Origin of the sequence: Emticicia soli, from assembly GCF_037860775.1 — a bacterium.
Lineage (GTDB): Bacteria > Bacteroidota > Bacteroidia > Cytophagales > Spirosomataceae > Emticicia > Emticicia soli.
Genome location: NZ_JBBEWC010000003.1, coordinates 363,111 through 380,660 on the forward strand (window position 1 = coordinate 363,111; position 17,550 = coordinate 380,660).

The 17,550-nt window shown below is 37.8% G+C and carries 16 protein-coding genes; 8 read left to right on the forward strand and 8 right to left on the reverse strand.

What is annotated here, in order from left to right:
• The first annotated feature begins 16 nt into the window (after positions 1–16).
• Positions 17–2,017, forward strand: a complete 2,001-nt coding sequence (locus tag WAE64_RS05020) for a TIM barrel protein (RefSeq protein WP_340235133.1) — start codon at positions 17–19, stop codon at positions 2,015–2,017.
• A gap of 21 nt (positions 2,018–2,038) precedes the next feature.
• A complete protein-coding gene (locus WAE64_RS05025) occupies positions 2,039–3,532 on the forward strand; it encodes a T9SS type A sorting domain-containing protein (protein ID WP_340235134.1) in 1,494 nt (497 codons plus the stop codon).
• Between the two features lie 26 nt (positions 3,533–3,558).
• On the opposite strand, the gene WAE64_RS05030 is transcribed toward WAE64_RS05025, so the two are convergent.
• Positions 3,559–4,728, reverse strand: a complete 1,170-nt coding sequence (locus WAE64_RS05030; protein WP_340235135.1) for a glutathionylspermidine synthase family protein — start codon at positions 4,726–4,728, stop codon at positions 3,559–3,561.
• Positions 4,729–4,781: 53 nt separating this feature from the next.
• Positions 4,782–5,462, reverse strand: coding sequence for a Cj0371 family chemotaxis-regulating polar lipoprotein (locus WAE64_RS05035; protein ID WP_340235136.1), 681 nt, complete (start codon positions 5,460–5,462; stop codon positions 4,782–4,784).
• 200 nt (positions 5,463–5,662) lie between these two features.
• On the opposite strand from WAE64_RS05035, the gene WAE64_RS05040 reads away from it, so the two are divergent.
• A complete protein-coding gene (locus tag WAE64_RS05040; RefSeq protein WP_340235137.1) occupies positions 5,663–7,423 on the forward strand; it encodes an ABC transporter ATP-binding protein in 1,761 nt (586 codons plus the stop codon).
• 232 nt (positions 7,424–7,655) lie between these two features.
• On the opposite strand, the gene WAE64_RS05045 is transcribed toward WAE64_RS05040, so the two are convergent.
• From WAE64_RS05045 to WAE64_RS05065, 5 genes are all read right to left on the reverse strand, one after another.
• Positions 7,656–8,225, reverse strand: coding sequence for a precorrin-2 dehydrogenase/sirohydrochlorin ferrochelatase family protein (locus WAE64_RS05045; RefSeq protein ID WP_340235138.1), 570 nt, complete (start codon positions 8,223–8,225; stop codon positions 7,656–7,658).
• Between the two features lie 3 nt (positions 8,226–8,228).
• On the reverse strand, positions 8,229–8,720 hold the full coding sequence (locus WAE64_RS05050) for a GAF domain-containing protein (RefSeq protein ID WP_340235139.1): 492 nt from the start codon (positions 8,718–8,720) through the stop codon (positions 8,229–8,231).
• 21 nt (positions 8,721–8,741) lie between these two features.
• The gene (locus WAE64_RS05055; RefSeq protein ID WP_340235140.1) at positions 8,742–9,782 is read right to left on the reverse strand and encodes an Atu2307/SP_0267 family LLM class monooxygenase; all 1,041 of its coding nucleotides are present in this window, start codon (positions 9,780–9,782) and stop codon (positions 8,742–8,744) included.
• A 25-nt stretch (positions 9,783–9,807) separates the two neighbouring features.
• A complete protein-coding gene (locus tag WAE64_RS05060; protein WP_340235141.1) occupies positions 9,808–10,314 on the reverse strand; it encodes a hypothetical protein in 507 nt (168 codons plus the stop codon).
• A gap of 65 nt (positions 10,315–10,379) precedes the next feature.
• Positions 10,380–11,174, reverse strand: a complete 795-nt coding sequence (locus WAE64_RS05065; RefSeq protein ID WP_340235142.1) for a (Fe-S)-binding protein — start codon at positions 11,172–11,174, stop codon at positions 10,380–10,382.
• A 222-nt stretch (positions 11,175–11,396) separates the two neighbouring features.
• Between WAE64_RS05065 and WAE64_RS05070 the strand changes: the two genes are divergently transcribed.
• From WAE64_RS05070 to WAE64_RS05090, 5 genes are all read left to right on the forward strand, one after another.
• Entirely contained in the window at positions 11,397–12,140 is a 744-nt protein-coding gene (locus WAE64_RS05070) for a LytR/AlgR family response regulator transcription factor (protein ID WP_340235143.1), read from the forward strand.
• Positions 12,141–12,163: 23 nt separating this feature from the next.
• On the forward strand, positions 12,164–14,062 hold the full coding sequence (locus tag WAE64_RS05075; RefSeq protein ID WP_340235144.1) for a histidine kinase: 1,899 nt from the start codon (positions 12,164–12,166) through the stop codon (positions 14,060–14,062).
• A 121-nt stretch (positions 14,063–14,183) separates the two neighbouring features.
• The gene (locus WAE64_RS05080) at positions 14,184–15,071 is read left to right on the forward strand and encodes a hypothetical protein (RefSeq protein ID WP_340235145.1); all 888 of its coding nucleotides are present in this window, start codon (positions 14,184–14,186) and stop codon (positions 15,069–15,071) included.
• 58 nt (positions 15,072–15,129) lie between these two features.
• Positions 15,130–15,966 (forward strand): C1q-like domain-containing protein, encoded by an 837-nt coding sequence (locus WAE64_RS05085; RefSeq protein WP_340235146.1) that lies wholly within the window; start codon positions 15,130–15,132, stop codon positions 15,964–15,966.
• A 4-nt stretch (positions 15,967–15,970) separates the two neighbouring features.
• A complete protein-coding gene (locus WAE64_RS05090; protein WP_340235147.1) occupies positions 15,971–16,864 on the forward strand; it encodes a hypothetical protein in 894 nt (297 codons plus the stop codon).
• Here WAE64_RS05090 and WAE64_RS05095 read toward each other — a convergent pair.
• The gene (locus WAE64_RS05095) at positions 16,854–17,498 is read right to left on the reverse strand and encodes a deoxyribose-phosphate aldolase (RefSeq protein WP_340235148.1); all 645 of its coding nucleotides are present in this window, start codon (positions 17,496–17,498) and stop codon (positions 16,854–16,856) included. The genes WAE64_RS05090 and WAE64_RS05095 overlap by 11 nt on opposite strands.
• Between the last annotated feature and the right edge of the window lie 52 nt (positions 17,499–17,550).

Here is a 17,550-nt window from a genome sequence, read left to right on the forward strand (position 1 = left end):
GTATTCATGACACTATATGAAAAAACGTATTCTTTTCGCTGCATTTTGCTCGATATTCACTATTGCTACACAGGCACAAAAATGGGAAAAGATTTCTTCAACATCAGAAGAGATTCCGTTAAGTTGGAAAAACACGCAACAAACGGCTTCTTTGGTTGTAGATATTGATAATGATGGTATACAGGAGTTTGTGATGGCGGGTCAGGAAAAAGCACCTTCATTAATCTACCTTAAATATGAGTCTTCTATAGGTTGGCGAGAATTTGCCATTGAAAAAGAATTGCTTACAATAGAAGCCGGAGGTGCTTTTTTTGACATTGATAACGATGGAGATAAAGACCTTGTTTTTGGCGGCGACTCACAAAGTAATAAAGTATGGTGGTGGGAAAACCCATTTCCTTTCTATAATCCTAATGTACCTTGGAGACGCAAAGAGATTAAAAACGACGGTCAACCTCAACACCACGACCAGGCTTTTGGCGATTTCAAACAAACAGGAAAAGCCCAACTAGCTTTCTGGAATCAGGGAGCAAAAACACTATTTATAGCCGATATACCCGAAGACCTTTCAAGAAGCACAAAATGGGACTATCAACCGATATTTGCGGCAGATGATAAACAAAAGAAATCGTGGTATGCCGAAGGTTGCGTGGCTGCCGATGTGGATGGCGATGGCTTTACCGACTTAATAGCAGGCAATTACTGGTTTAAGTATGTTGATGGCAAGTTTAAAGCCATTAAGTTCGGCGAAGAAGGCGGGCGGGTAGTAGTAGCTAAATTCAGAGCAGGAAAAAAGATGCAGATAGTAGTTTCTCCCGGAGATGGCACAGGCAGACTTTTGTATTATGAATGTATAGGTAGCGCAGAAGAAACAGCTAACTGGAAAGCCAAAGATTTAATAGGCAGAGAATTAGTTCATGCACATACATTAGAGGCCGCCGATATTGATGATGATGGTAACTTAGATATTTTTTGTGCCGAAATGGCCAAGTGGACAGAGAGCAAAACAGAGCCTGATAATGCAAATGCCGAGGCATTTATTTTGTATGGTGATGGTAAGGGAGGATTCAGAAAGACGACTTTCCAGAAGGGAGTTGATTTTCATGAGGGGCGCGCCTACGATGTAGATGGCGATGGTGATATAGATATTGTATCGAAACCTTATAATTACAAAACACCAAGCGTAGATATGTGGTTGCAAAACGGCACAGGTCCTAAATTACCTAATATCAGCAGAGCACTTGACGGAAGAATAGGACTTGAACTCTATAGCCTGAGAGATTATTTCAAAATAGATGTACCAAAAACATTAGAATATGTTAAGGGTCTAGGCATAAAAGAGGTAGAAGTAGCAGGTACTTATGGTATGAAGCCCGAAGATTTTAGGAAAGAACTCGATAAAGTAGGCATCACACCTTATAGCACGCTATTAGATTTTCATTTGTTCAGAGATAGCCTTGATAAAGTAATTGCAATAGCCAAAGGGCTAGGTGTTACTTATGTTGGTACATCGTGGATTCCTCATAAACCTAATCAGTTTGGAAAAGCAGATGCCGATAAAGCCATTGCTATTTTTAACAAAGCAGGGGCAGAGCTAGCCAAAGCAGGTCTTCATTTCTTCTACCATTGCCACGGCTACGAGTTTAAAGCCAGCGAAGAAGGTACTATATTTGATTACATTGTTCAGAAAACCGATGCTAAAAACGTGAGTTTTGAGTGCGATGTTTACTGGGCTTTTCATGGCGGACAAGACCCTGCCTTATTGCTTAAAAAGCACAAAGGCCGATTCGTAGCTATTCATATCAAAGATATGAAACCAGGGCAAGAAACAGGTGAATTATCAGGTAATACACCGCTAACCTCTGATGTAGTAGTAGGCACAGGGCAATTGAATTTTCCTAAGATACTACGAGCTGCCATTCAGTCAGGTGTGAAATATTATTATATAGAAGACGAAAACGCAGAAGTAGAAAAGCACCTCCCTTTAAGTTTGAGATATTTAAAAAGTTTGAAATAGGATTCTGAATAATTATAATAAATGCGCTTACATTTTACGCTAAAAACTGCTGTGATAATTGGCTTATTTTTATCACTTACCAATACTTATGCACAGTCAACTGCCCCTTTTATTAGCCAGTTAGAAGGTATGAATGGTGGAAAAGAAGCAAGACTAACTATAACGGATGGTATTCTAAACACTGATTATGTAGTACAATATCGCTTGAAAAATGCGACTGATTGGATTGATTCTCCGTTTAAAATTAGAAAAAATGCTGATGTAATAGAAGACACTCTCACTGGACTAGAAAGCGATAAGAATTACTGCTTTAGGGTATTGCAAAAAGATTCAATTACTAAAGATGAAACTGTCTCAAACGAAGTATGTTCAGTTAGCTTGAAATCTACTTTAATTTCAGATACAGAAGTAAGACTTGAATGGGATAAGATTGAGCTAGATATGAATAAAGACAATCTTATTTCGATAGTTTATATGGAAGAAGACGGCGCCAATAAAAATTGGGCGTGGCTTTCTTCTTTATCAGATACTATTTTAAATATTGAAGGCTTAAACTGTTCAAAAAAGCACAGATTTTACATGTTAATCAGCACTTATTCAACAGAAACTGAGCCCCGAAGATTGACAGAAATAAAATCACAGGAGATACTGGTAGACCCAACTGTTATACAAATATTACCAGTTGTAAAAGAAAGCTTTGGCATAGTTTCTATTGGAAGTAACGGGAAAAATGAAATCAGGTATAATGTGTTTTCTGCTTTCAATTTACCAAAATATGAATACTATCGGTCTATCAATGGCGGAGAAATGATTAAGATAGGTGAAAGTCGGCTAAATCAATTTGATGATAGGGGTGTAGATACTGAAAAAAATCATTATTGTTACACATACAGATATATCAGTGAGTGTGGTAAGAAATCTGAATTATCAGGGAAAAGCTGTACTATTAAATTATTCTCGGAGACCACCGGGAAGTTTCAATGGAGCCCATTTATTATAGAAGCAGATAGTAGCTTTATAAAGAAAGAAAAAACAGAATATACTATTAATGTAATTGATAAGAAAGGAGACATTATTAAAGCCTGGTATAGTACTACTGATACTACCTTACAATTGCCTATCGATGAGTATTATAGATATGACTCAACTCATACGTTTAGAGTTTTGTCAACCATAATGGCTAATATGAGCTTAAACGATCAAGTTTTTTTATTTCATTTGTATGCATACTCTAATACTATCTCAATTAAGAGACCTAATGAAGTGTTTTTATATCCCAATCCTTCTGATAAAGAACTGAAAATTTATTCACCACAAGCTTCGTTTTCCTACATTGAAATAATTGATATGTCAGGAAAAAAAATTCTATATGATGATGTTAGATTTATAGAATTTTTTCCTGTAACTAACTTGATGACTATAAATATTTCAGACTTGATGAAAGGTAAATATATAGTAAGAATATACGATAATAAAAAGAATTTAGTAGATACTAAAACATTTATGAAGTGGTAATTACCACTTCATAAATGTTCAATGTCTTACTCTATAATATGCCCACAAAACTGGGCTTTGTTGTCAATGATTTTACCACCCTTGCGGAAGCCTAAGGCACAGGCTTCACCTGCAAAAAATACACCTGCCTGGTAATAGTTTCCTGTTTTGTCTTGTATAAATTCGGTGTACTCCTGAAAGACTGTGTTTTGTTCAAAATACTCTCCGTCGTTGTTTTCTAAGGCATAACCATCAGCAGAAAGAATCCTGACATTGGCACCTTCACGCCCAAATAGTACTTTTTCCACACTTTGTTTCCCTTGTAATGCTTTGCTTTCGGTTTGCAATAAAAGCGGGTGATTCGGGTATAATTCCCACAATACTTTCAAAATACCTTTCGATTGAAACAGTAAAGTATAAGCAGGATTCAGAACAATCGCTTTTTTATTGGTAACAATATTGGTCAGTATCTCTGCCAGTTCCGGCTCGTCCCAGCCAATGTATTCCCAAGGTACAAGTTTAAACCAATAATCATATTTAGTAAAACTACCGTCTGCCGGATTTTGCTTATAAATACCTTCAGTCGCCGAAAACTCTACTTCATCAATATATTCAAAAGCTACTTCAAAACCTGCTTCTTTGGCTGCTTCGCCGAGTACCTGCATATTCGTGTCGTCTTCTGGGTAATCTCTCATGGTAGAGATAAGCAAACTAGGCTGAAAGCCCGGATTCTGGCTTTGCAATTCTCTAAAATTCTCGACCAGTCTCTCATAAAGCGTATTAAATTGCTGGCTTTCGTCAAGGTTATTGGCTTTGAGCGAAGCCCATTGCACCACAGCCGTTTCAGGGATACAAGTGGCTGTATCGGCATTAAATTCAATGAGTTTAATGGGTTTTCCGTCAATACCGCCACTTAAATCGAAGCGCCCGTATAAATGCCATTGTTTATCGTTATCCCAAGAGTATTTTACTATTGGTACCAAATTTTCAGGAATACCCAATTCATCAAAGCGATTGTTATCAATTACGTGTTGAGCCGCTTCGATAAACATTTCATAAAGCTCGTTGGTGGCTTCATAATATTGTTCGGCCTCTTGTTCCGACACCACAACCATGTCGTCGGTAATATAAGGCAAAGTATCTTCTCCTAACATCCAGTCCCAACCTGCGTTTCTGAGCGATTGTTGCGGAGGTGTTATTAATTTTTTCAGTTTCATAAGATGGATTACAATTAAGAATTGGCTGAACGATTCTGAAATCGCTTAGCAAATTAAGAACGGTGGCTACTATGACTTGAGCTATGGAAAAAGCCTGTTTTTCCACCCACAGGTCTCGACATAGTAGTGCGTGAATGGCTGATATTCTGATGAATTCCGCTAGATTTCTGAAAAGCCGCTGCTGTAGCATAGTATCGCCACATACCACCGCCATAATAACCGTGGCTACGGCGACGGCTACTGTCTTTTTTCGATACTGCTCCCTGCGCAATACCACTATTAGGGCTTACATCAGGTCGATAACTAGAGTAGTTAGGGCTGATGGTTTTAGCCAGCAAATAGCCCATGCCACCAAACAAAAGTGCATTTGATAAATTATCACTTCTACCGATATTACTTGAGTTGGTACGTACTTCATCATCAATCAAAGCCTTTACAGCTTTGGGCGAAAGTGTATCTTTTTTACCATCAAGGTAAGTAACAATGGCTCTTGAGCTATCGGCGGGTACTTCTACTTCGTCAGTGATTTTGAAAACGCCTTTCGAAGTTTCAGAAATATAGGTTTTTACGCCTTTTGTATATACTTCTACTTCTTCGTATTCATAATCACTGTCAGAGTCGTTATTACAGCTCTGGAAAGTGAAACTACTGCCTAAAATAGCCAATGCAAGTGTACTGCCAATGGTAATATCTTTTACTTTTCTGATAAAAGTACTCTTACTAACGGGTGTCATATCGGTTCAGTTTTGTGTCACAAAGTTTTGTCAAAAATTAAAGATAAAAAAGAATCTTTATAAGAATGGTAATTTGCAAGATGATTTTGGGTGAAAATTGATTTAAACTGTAAGTTAAGAGGCCAAAAGTTTGGAATTATTTATAATAGCAGTTTGTTGTTTTATTTGTAACCTATACTTATTCCCAGGGAAAATCGTCGATGAAACTTCTTTTACACTATCTCAGCCGCTACCGTTGGCAGGTTGTTCTTGCATTGGTTTTAGCAGCTATTAATCAAACTTTTTCGTTGCTTGACCCTTACATCTTTGGAAAACTGATTGACAAATATGCCAATAGAGCCAAAGATTTTACCGAACCCGAATTTATGAAGGGTGTATTATTGATGCTAGGTGCTATTGTGGGCGTGGCTATGGTGAGCCGTATAGCCAAAACACTACAAGACTATGTAGTAAACATGGTTATTCAGAAACTAGGGGCTAATGTGTTTACCGATGGGCTAAAACACACGCTGAAAATGCCTTATCAGCAATTTGAAGACCAGAGAAGTGGCGAAACACTTTCGATTTTGCAGAAAGTACGCACTGACTCTGAGAAATTTATTACTTCATTTATTAATGTGGCTTTTACCTCGTTGGTGGGTATTGTTTTCCTTACAGTTTATTCGTTGAGCGTTAATTCTTGGTTAATTGGCATTTATTTTGTTGGTGCATTTGCATTGGCGGCATTGACAAGGGTGTTAAGTCGCAAAATAAAAGAGATTCAGAAAGTGATTGTGAAAGAAACAACCGCTTTAGCCGGAACAACCACAGAGTCTCTACGAAATATTGAATTGATAAAAAGCTTAGGGTTGACAGGGCAAGAAATTAAACGACTAAACCAGAATACTTTTAAGATTCTGCAACTAGAGCTTAAAAAGGTGCGAGGGGTGCGTAGTATCAGCTTTGTGCAGGGTACATTCGTTAATTTTCTTCGCCAGTGTATTTTGTTTGTCTTGTTGTTCCTGATATTCAGAGAGCAAATGACCGTAGGGCAGCTACTAAGTTTACAGTTCTATTCGTTCTTTGTTTTTGGCCCTATGCAGGAAATCGGAAACGTGATTATTGCGTATCGTGAAGCTGAGGCTTCGTTGAATAATTTTGATAATTTATTAAAGAAACCGATTGAGGTTACACCTGAGTTTCCGACTAAGTTGGGGGCAGTAAAACACCTGCAATTTGAGAATGTGAGCTTTAAGCACTTAACCGCTGCTACCAATGCTTTAGAGAAAGTAAACTTTGAAGTAAAAGAGGGCGAAACCGTTGCTTTCGTAGGCCCATCAGGCTCAGGGAAAACTACATTGGTGAAATTGCTAGTAGGTTTGTATAATCCGTCATACGGTACTATTTACTACAACAATCTACATTCTGATGAAATTAATATCGAAGAGTTACGCTCACAGATTGGCTTTGTAACACAGGATACGCAGTTGTTTTCGGGTACTATTAAAGAAAATCTACTTTTTGCACAGCCCAATGCTACGGATAAAGAGATAATGGATGCGCTGGAAAAATCAGCTTGCCAGACATTATTGGCCCGTGCCGAGAATGGTGTTGATTCTATTATAGGAGAAGGAGGGATTAAGATTTCGGGAGGAGAAAAACAACGTTTATCAATTGCCCGTGCTTTACTGAGAAACCCGAAAATATTTGTGTTTGATGAAGCTACCTCTGCGCTAGATTCGCTGACAGAGGAAGAAATCACCAATACAGTAAAAGCTGTAACGGCTCAAGGCGATTATATTACGGTAATGATTGCTCACCGCTTAAGCACAGTAATGCATGCCGATAGAATTTTTGTACTAGAGCAAGGGCAGATTGTAGAAGTAGGCAAACACGAAGAATTATTAGCTGAAAAAGGGTTGTACTATGCTATGTGGAGACAACAAATTGGCGAAAGAAAAAATACATTGGCTGTTGCCTGATATTCTGGTTAAGGTCTTATAGTATCAGCGAATGAAACGGGCGCCGTTGCGATTGCTGTCTAATATAACAAAGGTAGTTTTTCTTACATATGCGGACTTAAGTCCGCTTTACACCATAAAATAATTCCTTTGTTGTTTTAGTCACCGAATTTATTCGGTGAAAGTAATGTCGGATAGACTTCGTAAAGAAAAAACTCCTTTGCCAGAAACGACAAAGGAGTTTTTTTATGGCTTATTTCTCACGCATTACTTTCGTAATCTCGTTCAGTTTCTGAACTTTTTCTTGAAAATCGCCTTTTAGCTTATTTCTGATACTCTGCAGATTATCTAAGATTTCTTGCAAAGTATCTGGCAATATTTCTTCTAATACTTCACGGAAACGTTTGGCAAAGGTTGGCGATTTGCCATTGGTTGAGATAGCTATTTTTAAATCATCTTTCTGCACAACCGAGCTTAGGTAAAAATCACACAGGTCGGGGGTATCGGCTATGTTTACCAGTATTTTGTGTGCCTTACAATCTTCCTGCACTTGTTGATTTACGGCCTTGTCATCAGTTCCAGCAATTACAATATCTTTCCCTTGCAGGTATTTACTATCGTATTTTTCAAAGACTAAAGTAAGCTTATGGCTTTGCGCCAATGCCTTGATTTCGTCTCTTATTTCGGGTGCTACAAGTGTAACTGTTGCTTCGGGCGAGTTGCGTAGAACTGCCTCTAGTTTTTCTAAACCCACATTTCCACCACCTACAATCAGGGTGTGTAATTGCTCGAGTTTTAAAAATATAGGGAATAGGTTATTCATGCCTTATGCCTTAAAAGTTTTTTGTAGCAAAACCATCATTTGTTCTAAACCTGCTTTGTCTTCTTCCGAGAAATCGTCTAACTTATCGCTATCTACATCAAGCACCATTGTTACATCGCCATTATTATCAAAAACAGGCACTACAATTTCTGACTTTGAGGCCGAGCTACAAGCAATATGTCCCGGAAACTCATCAACATTAGGCACAATTACAGTTTCTTTTGTGCGGTAGCAATATCCACACACGCCTTTGTCGAAATTAATACGTGTGCAGGCAATGGGCCCCTGAAATGGCCCTAAAACCAATTGATTTTCTTTTTTGATATAAAAACCAACCCAGAAGAAACCAAAGGCTTCTTTTAGCACTGCTGCTATATTTGCCAGATTAGCTATTGTGTCAGGTTCTGTGCTTATTAAGCCTTCTACTTGTGGAAGCAAGCTATCATAAATTTCTTTGCGTGAGGCAGCTTGAGGTATATACAGGGTCTCGGCCATGATTCGTTGAAATAATAATACTTATTTTGTTACATGAAGGGCTTTGCGAACCACAGGGGCTACGGCTGTTCCAAACAACTCAATAGATTTCATGATTTTGGCATGTGGAATATCGCCCTTAACCATTTGTGCCAGAAAACGTGTATGCTTGAAAAGCTCTGCCTGATACAAAATCTTGTCGATAACCTGTTGCGGACTACCTACAAACAATGGTCCATCGGGCAAACATAGGTATTCAAAATGCTCACGTGTGATAGGCGACCAGCCACGCTCTTTCCCTACCCGGTTCATGAGTTTTTCGTAAGATGGCCAGAACTCATCTTCAGCTTCCTGAGAGGTGTCGGCAATATAAAACTGCGAATTGATACCTAGTTGGAATTTATCCATGTCGTGCCCGGCTTCTTTATATGATTGTCGGTAAAGATTCACAAAAGATACATACTGGCTAGGTCTGCCACCTAAAATGGCTAGAGTCATAGGCAGATTCATTTTGCCCGCTCTGATGGCCGAAGCCGGCGTGCCACCCACCGCCAGCCAGATTGGAATTGTAGGTTGGTAGGGGCGAGGATATACACCTAATTGATGAATAGGCGCTCTGAACTTACCTTTCCATGAGATAATTTCAGACTGATTAATTTTTGTGAGCAAATCTAGTTTTTCAACAAATAGCTCGTTGTAATCGTCGAGACTGTAGCCAAAAAGCGGAAATGATTCTATAAAAGAACCTCTACCCGCCAGAATCTCTGCCCGACCATTTGAAATTAGGTCTAGTGTAGAAAAATTCTGATACGTACGCACAGGGTCGGCCGAGCTTAGAACAGTAACAGAGCTCGACAAACGAATATTTTTAGTAACGGCAGCAATAGCTGCCAATGCTACTTCAGGTGCAGAAATAATAAAATCAGGGCGGTGGTGCTCACCTACGGCAAATACATCTAAGCCAACTTCATCGGCCAGCTTGCCTTCGGCTATTAACTCCTGCATGCGCTCATGCGCATTTAAAGCTTTACCTGCTACACCGTCTGGATTTACTTCTCCAAATGTACTGATACCTAATTCCATATAAATTGATTAAGAGAAGTTATGATTAAGCTAGAGAACCTACATTATTGAAAAATCTTTTCAGATAACTTTCCGAGGCTTTTACTTGCCAATTAGTTGATAAATCAGCCAGTGTATGAATATTGTTATTATTCACAAAAATGAGGGTGTCGGCAGAAACCAAGCCACTTTCAATAGCTTTTTTAGGCTGAAAAATCGAGAAAGTTTTGATTTCTTCTCCGTCAAGATAAGCCTGAGAGCGGTCAAAGAAATCGATATTTAATTGATTACCTAAATCTTTAAACCAGCGTGTAGAGGCATCAATTGAGCAACCACTGGCTTCGTTTTGGTTTTCGTCTAGCGCAATTACTACAAAACGATTAAATAATACTTTTACCGACGCCAGCAACGATGCCCCATGAGCGGCCCATTTGCTTACAGCAGGTTGTAAGGTTGTTTCTATTTGGCTGACCTCGGCATCGGTCATAGTGCGGTTAGCCTGATAAATCCAGACACGTGCACTTGCGGGGATTTGTTCAAAAGATATATACATAAACAGGTTTTATTCTCTTAGCTAAACATCGAATTCACCTGTAAAAGTTCTTTCCAATAATCAACTTAAAGTGTTTGTATGAGCAATTCTGCTAAATCATACACCTTTACTTCATGTTCTTTTTCTTTGTTCTTCACACCGTCGGCCATCATTGTCATACAGAAGGGGCAAGCCACTGCAATGGTTTTAGCACCTGTTGCCAATGCTTCTTCTACACGCTCAACGTTTACATCTTTATTGCCTTTTTCTGGTTCTTTAAACATTTGTCCACCTCCGGCACCGCAGCACAAACCATTGGTACGGCAGCGTTTCATTTCTACCAGTTCAGCATCCAGTATTTCCAGTACTTGCCGAGGGGCTTCGTAAACCTCATTGGCACGGCCTAAGTAACAAGAGTCATGGAAGGTGATTTTCTGGCCTTTAAAAGTTTCACCTCCGGCTACTTTTACTCGGCCATCGTTTATGAGTTGCTGCAAATATTGCGAATGATGAATAACCTCATAAGTACCACCTAGCTCGGGGTACTCGTTTTTTAGGGTATTGAAACAATGCGGGCAGGCAGTTACTATTTTCTTTACGCCGTAGCCATTAAGCACCTGAATGTTTTGCTGGGCTAGCATCTGAAACGTGAACTCGTTTCCGGCTCTGCGAGCGGGGTCGCCTGTGCAACTTTCTTCAGTACCCAAAACAGCGAAATTAACACCGATTTTGTTCAGAATTTTGGCGAATGCAATGGTTACTTTTTTATATCGGTCGTCAAACGAACCTGCACAACCTACCCAGAAAAGAATTTCAGGCGCTTGTCCGTTCATTGCCATTTCTGCCATAGTTGGTACTTTATATTCAATAGTATCTGCCATAGTTTTCTGATTTACGCTCATTAAGTGGATAAAGCAAAAATAGTATGCTTGCATAATATTTGCAATAGTATCGGTAAAATATTTGGACGAATTTTATCGGAGAGGTTTTAGGATACATCAATATCGCTTTGTGCAAACTAAGCTTAATTGCTTATTTTTGAAATTGGTTTGGTGAGAATATGAAAAAAAGATAAATTTGAGAGAAACCTATTATTAGCCCAAATGACTTCTGTAGTTTTAGTAGACGACGAAGATGAGTGTCTGGATGTTCTGGAAGCAGAGCTAACCAGATTTTGTCCTGATTTTCAAATTCTGCAAAAATTTAATAACCCTCTGGACGCAATCCCATACATTAACCAAAATAAGTTTGATGCTCTTTTTCTTGATATTTCGATGCCAGTCTTAAATGGGTTTGATTTATTAAAACAGGTTAATCAGATAGATTTTGACGTAGTTTTTGTAACTGCATACGAAAACTTTGCACTAAAAGCATTTGAGTTTTGTGCGGTTGATTATCTGGTAAAACCTACAAGTAAAGAAAGTATTATAAGAGCGGCAGACCGCCTCAGAAACAAAAAAAAAGACCACAGTATCAATCAGAATATAGCTCTTTTACTGGCAAATATGCAGAAAGATAGCCTGAAGAAAAAGCAGGTGGCTATTCCGACCTTCGAAGGTTATGAATTTGTGAACACACAGCAAATTGTTTATGCCAAGGCAGAAGGTAATTATACAACCATTGTATTACAAGGGCAAGAAAAAATTCTGATTTCAAAAACCCTGAAAGAGTTTGAAGGGCTCCTCAACGATGCGGTTTTTGCCCGTATTCATAATTCATATCTGGTAAATTTTAACTATGTAAAAAAGTATATTAAGGGGGAGTCTGGCTCAATAGTGCTCAATGACGGTACAGTTTTGCAGGTATCGCGCGCTAACAAAAATAAACTATTAAATCTGATCAAGTGAGATAGTTATGAAAAGATAACGCTATGAAAAAGACTATCTTATTATTTATATTCTGTAACATTTACCAGAGTTTAAGTGCACAAAAAGTAATAAATATTGATAGTTCTTTTTATAAAAAAGAATTACTTAGCCTGACTGAACATACAGCGTTTTTTCTTGATTCTACACATAATTTATCGATAGAAGCGATAAGAGAAAAAGAATTTCAAGCACTTAGTTATTTGCCGGAATTTGATCATTTTTCAAGATACGCCGCCGATATATGGTTGAGGTTCAGGTTAAAAAATACATCAGGCGACACCCTGAAAGGACTTTTTTCGGCTGGTGGCAGTTTTTACACTACCTTATATGTAACCCACAATTCAAAGATAATGAAAGTAGCCGACGCCAGTAGGCTAATGCCTGATTCAAGAAGACCATTCAGGTATGATGGTGCATATATTCCTATTGTTATTCCTTCACAAGCAACCTATACTTATTATGTCAGAATCAACCAGTTTTCGCTTAAGAAAGTAACTATTCAACCAAGTCTTGTTACGTATAAGCAGGAAGCTCTCAATAAAGAAAAAACATTGTACAATGACCGCTTCGCAATGGTAATTAATTATTCACTAATTGCCATACTATTGTTTTTAGGCGTCTTTACTTTGCTGCAATATGTGCTCAACAGGCAACAGTATATTTTGTACTATTCACTTTATTTATTTGCTATGTCGGCATTTGCCATTTGGGGGTTTGAGCATTCTCCGTTTGTTTCTTATGGCATTAAATACCTGCCGTTTTTTCTTACTTCGCTCAGGCAAAACTTTTATGTGCTTGTTGCACAATTATTTTATTTTCTCTTTATCAGTCATTTTTTGCTATATACGCATTCGCATAAATTCATTACGCAAACTATCAGGTTTTTGCTTAAAAGCATTGGTGTGCTTATAGTATTAGAACTGCTTCTGACAATTGTCTTACATCAATACGATTTGGAAATTTACCTGAGTATATTCACGCAGGTATATCTTTCGGTATTTGGTTGTTTGGTTTTATTTTATTTATACCAAATCAAAACTCAGCTGGCATTTTATATAAAAATTGGCAGCACATTTTTGTTGCTAGGCGGTATTTTTGGTTTTATTTCCAGTTGGTTGCAATGGATACCCCAAAGCTCTGATTTGCTTGAACACTACCCTAATGTGTTTTTTAATAGCTGTATTCTATTAGAGATTTTGTTTTTTTCTATGGGCTTAGTTTATAAATCTGTTGAGGTTATTAACCAGAAAAATGATTTAGAACAAGCTGTATCGGTTTCAGAACTTAATATTCTGCGTTTACAAATTAACCCACATTTTTTGTTCAACAGCCTGAATTCTATCAAGAGTTATATTATCAAAAATAAAATTGATGAGGCTGCGGATTATCTGACCGATTTTTCGACTTTGATTCGCTCAATCTTGCAAAAATCCAGAGAGCAGGTTGTTACACTCCACGAAGAGCTCACTACTGCCCAGCTCTACGTTAAACTTGAGCAATTACGGTTTCAGAAGAAATTTGATTTTGTATTTGAGCTATCATCTGATATAGATACCAAAAATATAATGATTCCGGCATTACTGCTTCAGCCTTATATTGAAAATGCAATTAAACATGGGTTGGCTAACAAACCAACAAAAGGCATCTTGCAACTGGTTGTAAATGATTTAGACCAGTATATTGAAATATTGATTGATGATGATGGTATTGGAAGAACGCAAGCCAGAGAATTAAAAAATAATTCTGATGGACATCGGTCAATGGGTTTAAAGCTTAATGAAGAAAGGCTGAAGTTACTCAACAAAATTCATGAATGGGATATCCAATACAAAATAGTTGATAAATTCGATACTAATAACCAGCCTGCTGGTACAAGAATCATACTTATTATACCTAAATAGTTACTACCAGTTTTCTGCTATTTTCTACAAGTTATTAACTCAAGGCTGCTAACTACTCATTGGCTCTTGTTTTCAGATACTTTTTTTTAAGATTTTTGGGTATCTAAAATTGTATAACAGGATGAAGAAACTTCTACTGTGTTTATTAATTACACAAATTTCATTGGCGCAAGTGAGTACCCTGCCTTATTCAATTGGTATTGGTTCAGGCACACTTTCTAATATTCCATTACACATTAATAAAAATGGTGAGCTAGCAAGGTTTCAGGGTACAACACCCTATATAAGCTTTTATGACAATGTTCTAATGAACGGATATATTCAGGCTATTAACAATACTTTTGAGTTGGGTTCAAAAAACAATTATGACATAACTTTTTATACGGGTGATACACAACGTTTAAAGATTTACGGCGATGGCTCGGGTATTACGGCTTTTTCCCGGATAAATGCAGGGGCGGGTATTAATCTGGTAGGGGCCTTCAGAGTTGCTAACAATCCCGGATTTCTTGGCGACGTACTCATGTCGCTGGGCGATGGAACCCCTGTCTGGAGTAGTATCAGTCAGAATCCGCAGATTGGTTTTCAGGCAAGTTTTTTTGCAGCAGGTGGGTATATAGTGCCAAATGCCACTGAAAACTTTCTTAGTGGTTTCAATGAGTTGTTTGACGATGGAAATAGTTTCGACAAAACCACAGGTATATTTACAGCTCCTTCAGCCGGTTTGTATGCTTTTGATTTGTCTTTTCCGATACCGATTTTACCTAGTAGCCCTGATGTAAGAGGATACCTACGATTATATCTGAACAATACATTATCACAGCAGCATAATTTTATTATTAGAAGTTCAGCTAGCTATGCTAATAATATTACTGCTGCATTCCGAATAAAATTACAGCAAAATGATACTGTTAAGTTTTCTATTTTACAGGCTACAGGTGGCAGCCTGGATATTGGAGACAATGGCAGCTTGACAAGTAGAGCACTAATTGGATACAAAATTTACTGATTTTTATATCATAGCCATGAAAACTAGCCTAATTATCCTTATTTTATTTTTCTTTATTATGAGTACATGCCTAAGCCAGGTAACAACAACACCTGTTTCGATAGGTATTGGCCCTGGAACAGTAGCAAGTGTTCCGTTTCATATAAATACGAGTGGTGAGGCTGCCCGCTTTCAGGGTACTTCGCCCTATGTTTCTCTTTATGATGGTATTTTAATGAATGGTTATATACAGGCTATCAACAATACTTTTGAGATTGGCTCAAAAAATAACTATGACATTAATTTTTATACAGGAGATACTCCAAGAATGAATATTAATGGAACAAGTGGTGTTGTTACGGTGAATCAGCAATTAATTGCACAGAGCGGTATTAAACTTACAGGGCCTCTGCAAGCCGCTAACGACCTTACTGGTAGCCCTGGTATGGTACTTGTTTCGAAAGGAAATGCGACACCTGCGTGGGAAGAACGAGGCATAGGCTTTGCGGCTTACATGAGCAATACTAAATTAATGAATAGTGGTACAGCGTATGTAATTGATGGGCTTACCGAACATTTTGATGATGGGTTTAATTTCAATCCTACAACCGGAGAGTTTACAGTGCCTATAACCGGGCTTTATCAGTTCAATGTAAATCCATTGTTTTTGTTTAATACCAATTTATCAAATGCACAGGTTATCGTTGGGCTTTATAATCATGGAACACTCATGTATCAATACTATCATTTTGTTGGTTTTTCTGCGGTTAGTTATACAAGTACTACCTCTATGTTTACAACTAAACTAACAGCCGGCGACGTGATAACATTTAAAGTAACTCAGAATACGGGTTATGACCAGACCTTGCTTAATTTTTCGAGTACAATTACCATTTCTGGTTATAAAATTTTTTAGTACAATGAGAATACTCGTTTTTCTTCTATTTATACATGGTTCTGCATTGGCTCAAGCATTTGTTGCCGAAACCGGAGATATTTATCTTGGCGAGTCTAAAGGTAATTATTATGGCATTTTGTCTGTTAAATCAGGGGTATTGAAAAAGTCAGAGCTTATAGAAATTTACTCTAATAATGGCTTTAAATATTTAGCTCGTATTACAAAAATCAAGAATTTGGATACCAAGCAGGAGTTGAATGAGCTTAAAGCAGGGCAAGATGGTTTCGTTGATTTTTATACTGCCGATGAGTCAAAGAGTTATGATGACGCCATTCGTAAAGGTTACAAAATTTATCCGAAGGGCTTCAATCCAGATGTTACAACTTTACACTCAGCAGAAAGCAAGCGAGCTGATTTTGTAAGCATGCTTGATGGTAAACCCTTCAAAGCCACTGTTACTTATAAGGGAGCTACATTTTGGCGTAAAGGTGTTAAAAACTTTGCTTACAATAAACCCTATTTGCTATTACAGTTTGCTTCAATTCAATCGCCTGACAACCGGGTTATGAGTATTCAGGTATTTAACCCTAAAGAAAGCCCTTCAAAATATAGTGTTAGAGATATGGAAGTGAATTTTTCGGGAGCGGTTGATGGCAAAAAAGAGAATACTACTATATATGGTTTTGTGAATGGCAAAGCCGATACTGATTTTATACTTGAAATTACAAAATGGCATAGGGAGACTGATACGAAAGCTATTATTTCAGGTAAAATTTATGGCGAGCTTCGAGAAGTGAAAATCTTGGGTGTGCCCAAAAAACTGAACAGGCTTGAAAACGGTTCTTTTGAAAACATTGAAGTAGAAATCATGAATACCCAACCTGATGTACATGAAATGATGAAAACTAAAAACTAAATGTTTGGCTAGAAGTAAAGTTATTTATACATATTCTTTCTACTCCGGCATTAATTAGCTTTTGCAATTCTTGCTGATTAGCCCCATCAGCACATACTTTTAAACCCACACTAGCAGGAATCCATTCCTTTATGCGTAGAGATTCGTTAATATCGAAAGGCTTATAAATTTTTATATAATCTACCCCTGCATCAATGGCTTCTTTTATAGCCTGTTGCAGATTAGGAGTATCAAAATAATTAGCATCAATAGCTACAGTAAAAAAGGCTTCCTGCTGATGTATGAGCTTGCCCAATTTAGCAAATTCTATTTTTACCCAATTGTTTTGTGTCGAAAACCATGCCGAGGTATTCAGCATTACTTCAATATCGGTGGCCCCATCTTTAAGCGCCAGTTCAGTTTCTAATTGCTTTACCTCAGTTCGCTGATACCCATTCGGAAAACCAATCACAGTGCCAAGCGTAGCTGTGTTTTCTGTACCCCAATCCCGGCGCATTTTCTTTACCCAGAAAGGTGGCACAATTAAACCTGCCAGCTTATTTTGTTGTACCGTACTTAGCGCACTATACATTTCTTCAATACTAAGTTTGGGGTTGCTTAGCTGAAGTTCAATGAAGTTGGAGAGATTTTGCATACCTCAAATGTAAAATATTGCTAATACCAACCTCAAATCGGAGGCTTTTTTC

Bases quoted from the DNA above. Each gene is read 5' to 3' on its own strand.
- WAE64_RS05020 (WP_340235133.1), top strand. From the start codon at position 17: ATGAAAAAACGTATTCTTTTCGCTGCATTTTGCTCGATATTCACTATT.
- WAE64_RS05025 (WP_340235134.1), top strand. From the start codon at position 2,039: ATGCGCTTACATTTTACGCTAAAAACTGCTGTGATAATTGGCTTATTT.
- WAE64_RS05030 (WP_340235135.1), bottom strand. From the start codon at position 4,728: ATGAAACTGAAAAAATTAATAACACCTCCGCAACAATCGCTCAGAAAC.
- WAE64_RS05035 (WP_340235136.1), bottom strand. From the start codon at position 5,462: ATGACACCCGTTAGTAAGAGTACTTTTATCAGAAAAGTAAAAGATATT.
- WAE64_RS05040 (WP_340235137.1), top strand. From the start codon at position 5,663: ATGAAACTTCTTTTACACTATCTCAGCCGCTACCGTTGGCAGGTTGTT.
- WAE64_RS05045 (WP_340235138.1), bottom strand. From the start codon at position 8,225: ATGAATAACCTATTCCCTATATTTTTAAAACTCGAGCAATTACACACC.
- WAE64_RS05050 (WP_340235139.1), bottom strand. From the start codon at position 8,720: ATGGCCGAGACCCTGTATATACCTCAAGCTGCCTCACGCAAAGAAATT.
- WAE64_RS05055 (WP_340235140.1), bottom strand. From the start codon at position 9,782: ATGGAATTAGGTATCAGTACATTTGGAGAAGTAAATCCAGACGGTGTA.
- WAE64_RS05060 (WP_340235141.1), bottom strand. From the start codon at position 10,314: ATGTATATATCTTTTGAACAAATCCCCGCAAGTGCACGTGTCTGGATT.
- WAE64_RS05065 (WP_340235142.1), bottom strand. From the start codon at position 11,174: ATGGCAGATACTATTGAATATAAAGTACCAACTATGGCAGAAATGGCA.
- WAE64_RS05070 (WP_340235143.1), top strand. From the start codon at position 11,397: ATGACTTCTGTAGTTTTAGTAGACGACGAAGATGAGTGTCTGGATGTT.
- WAE64_RS05075 (WP_340235144.1), top strand. From the start codon at position 12,164: ATGAAAAAGACTATCTTATTATTTATATTCTGTAACATTTACCAGAGT.
- WAE64_RS05080 (WP_340235145.1), top strand. From the start codon at position 14,184: ATGAAGAAACTTCTACTGTGTTTATTAATTACACAAATTTCATTGGCG.
- WAE64_RS05085 (WP_340235146.1), top strand. From the start codon at position 15,130: ATGAGTACATGCCTAAGCCAGGTAACAACAACACCTGTTTCGATAGGT.
- WAE64_RS05090 (WP_340235147.1), top strand. From the start codon at position 15,971: ATGAGAATACTCGTTTTTCTTCTATTTATACATGGTTCTGCATTGGCT.
- WAE64_RS05095 (WP_340235148.1), bottom strand. From the start codon at position 17,498: ATGCAAAATCTCTCCAACTTCATTGAACTTCAGCTAAGCAACCCCAAA.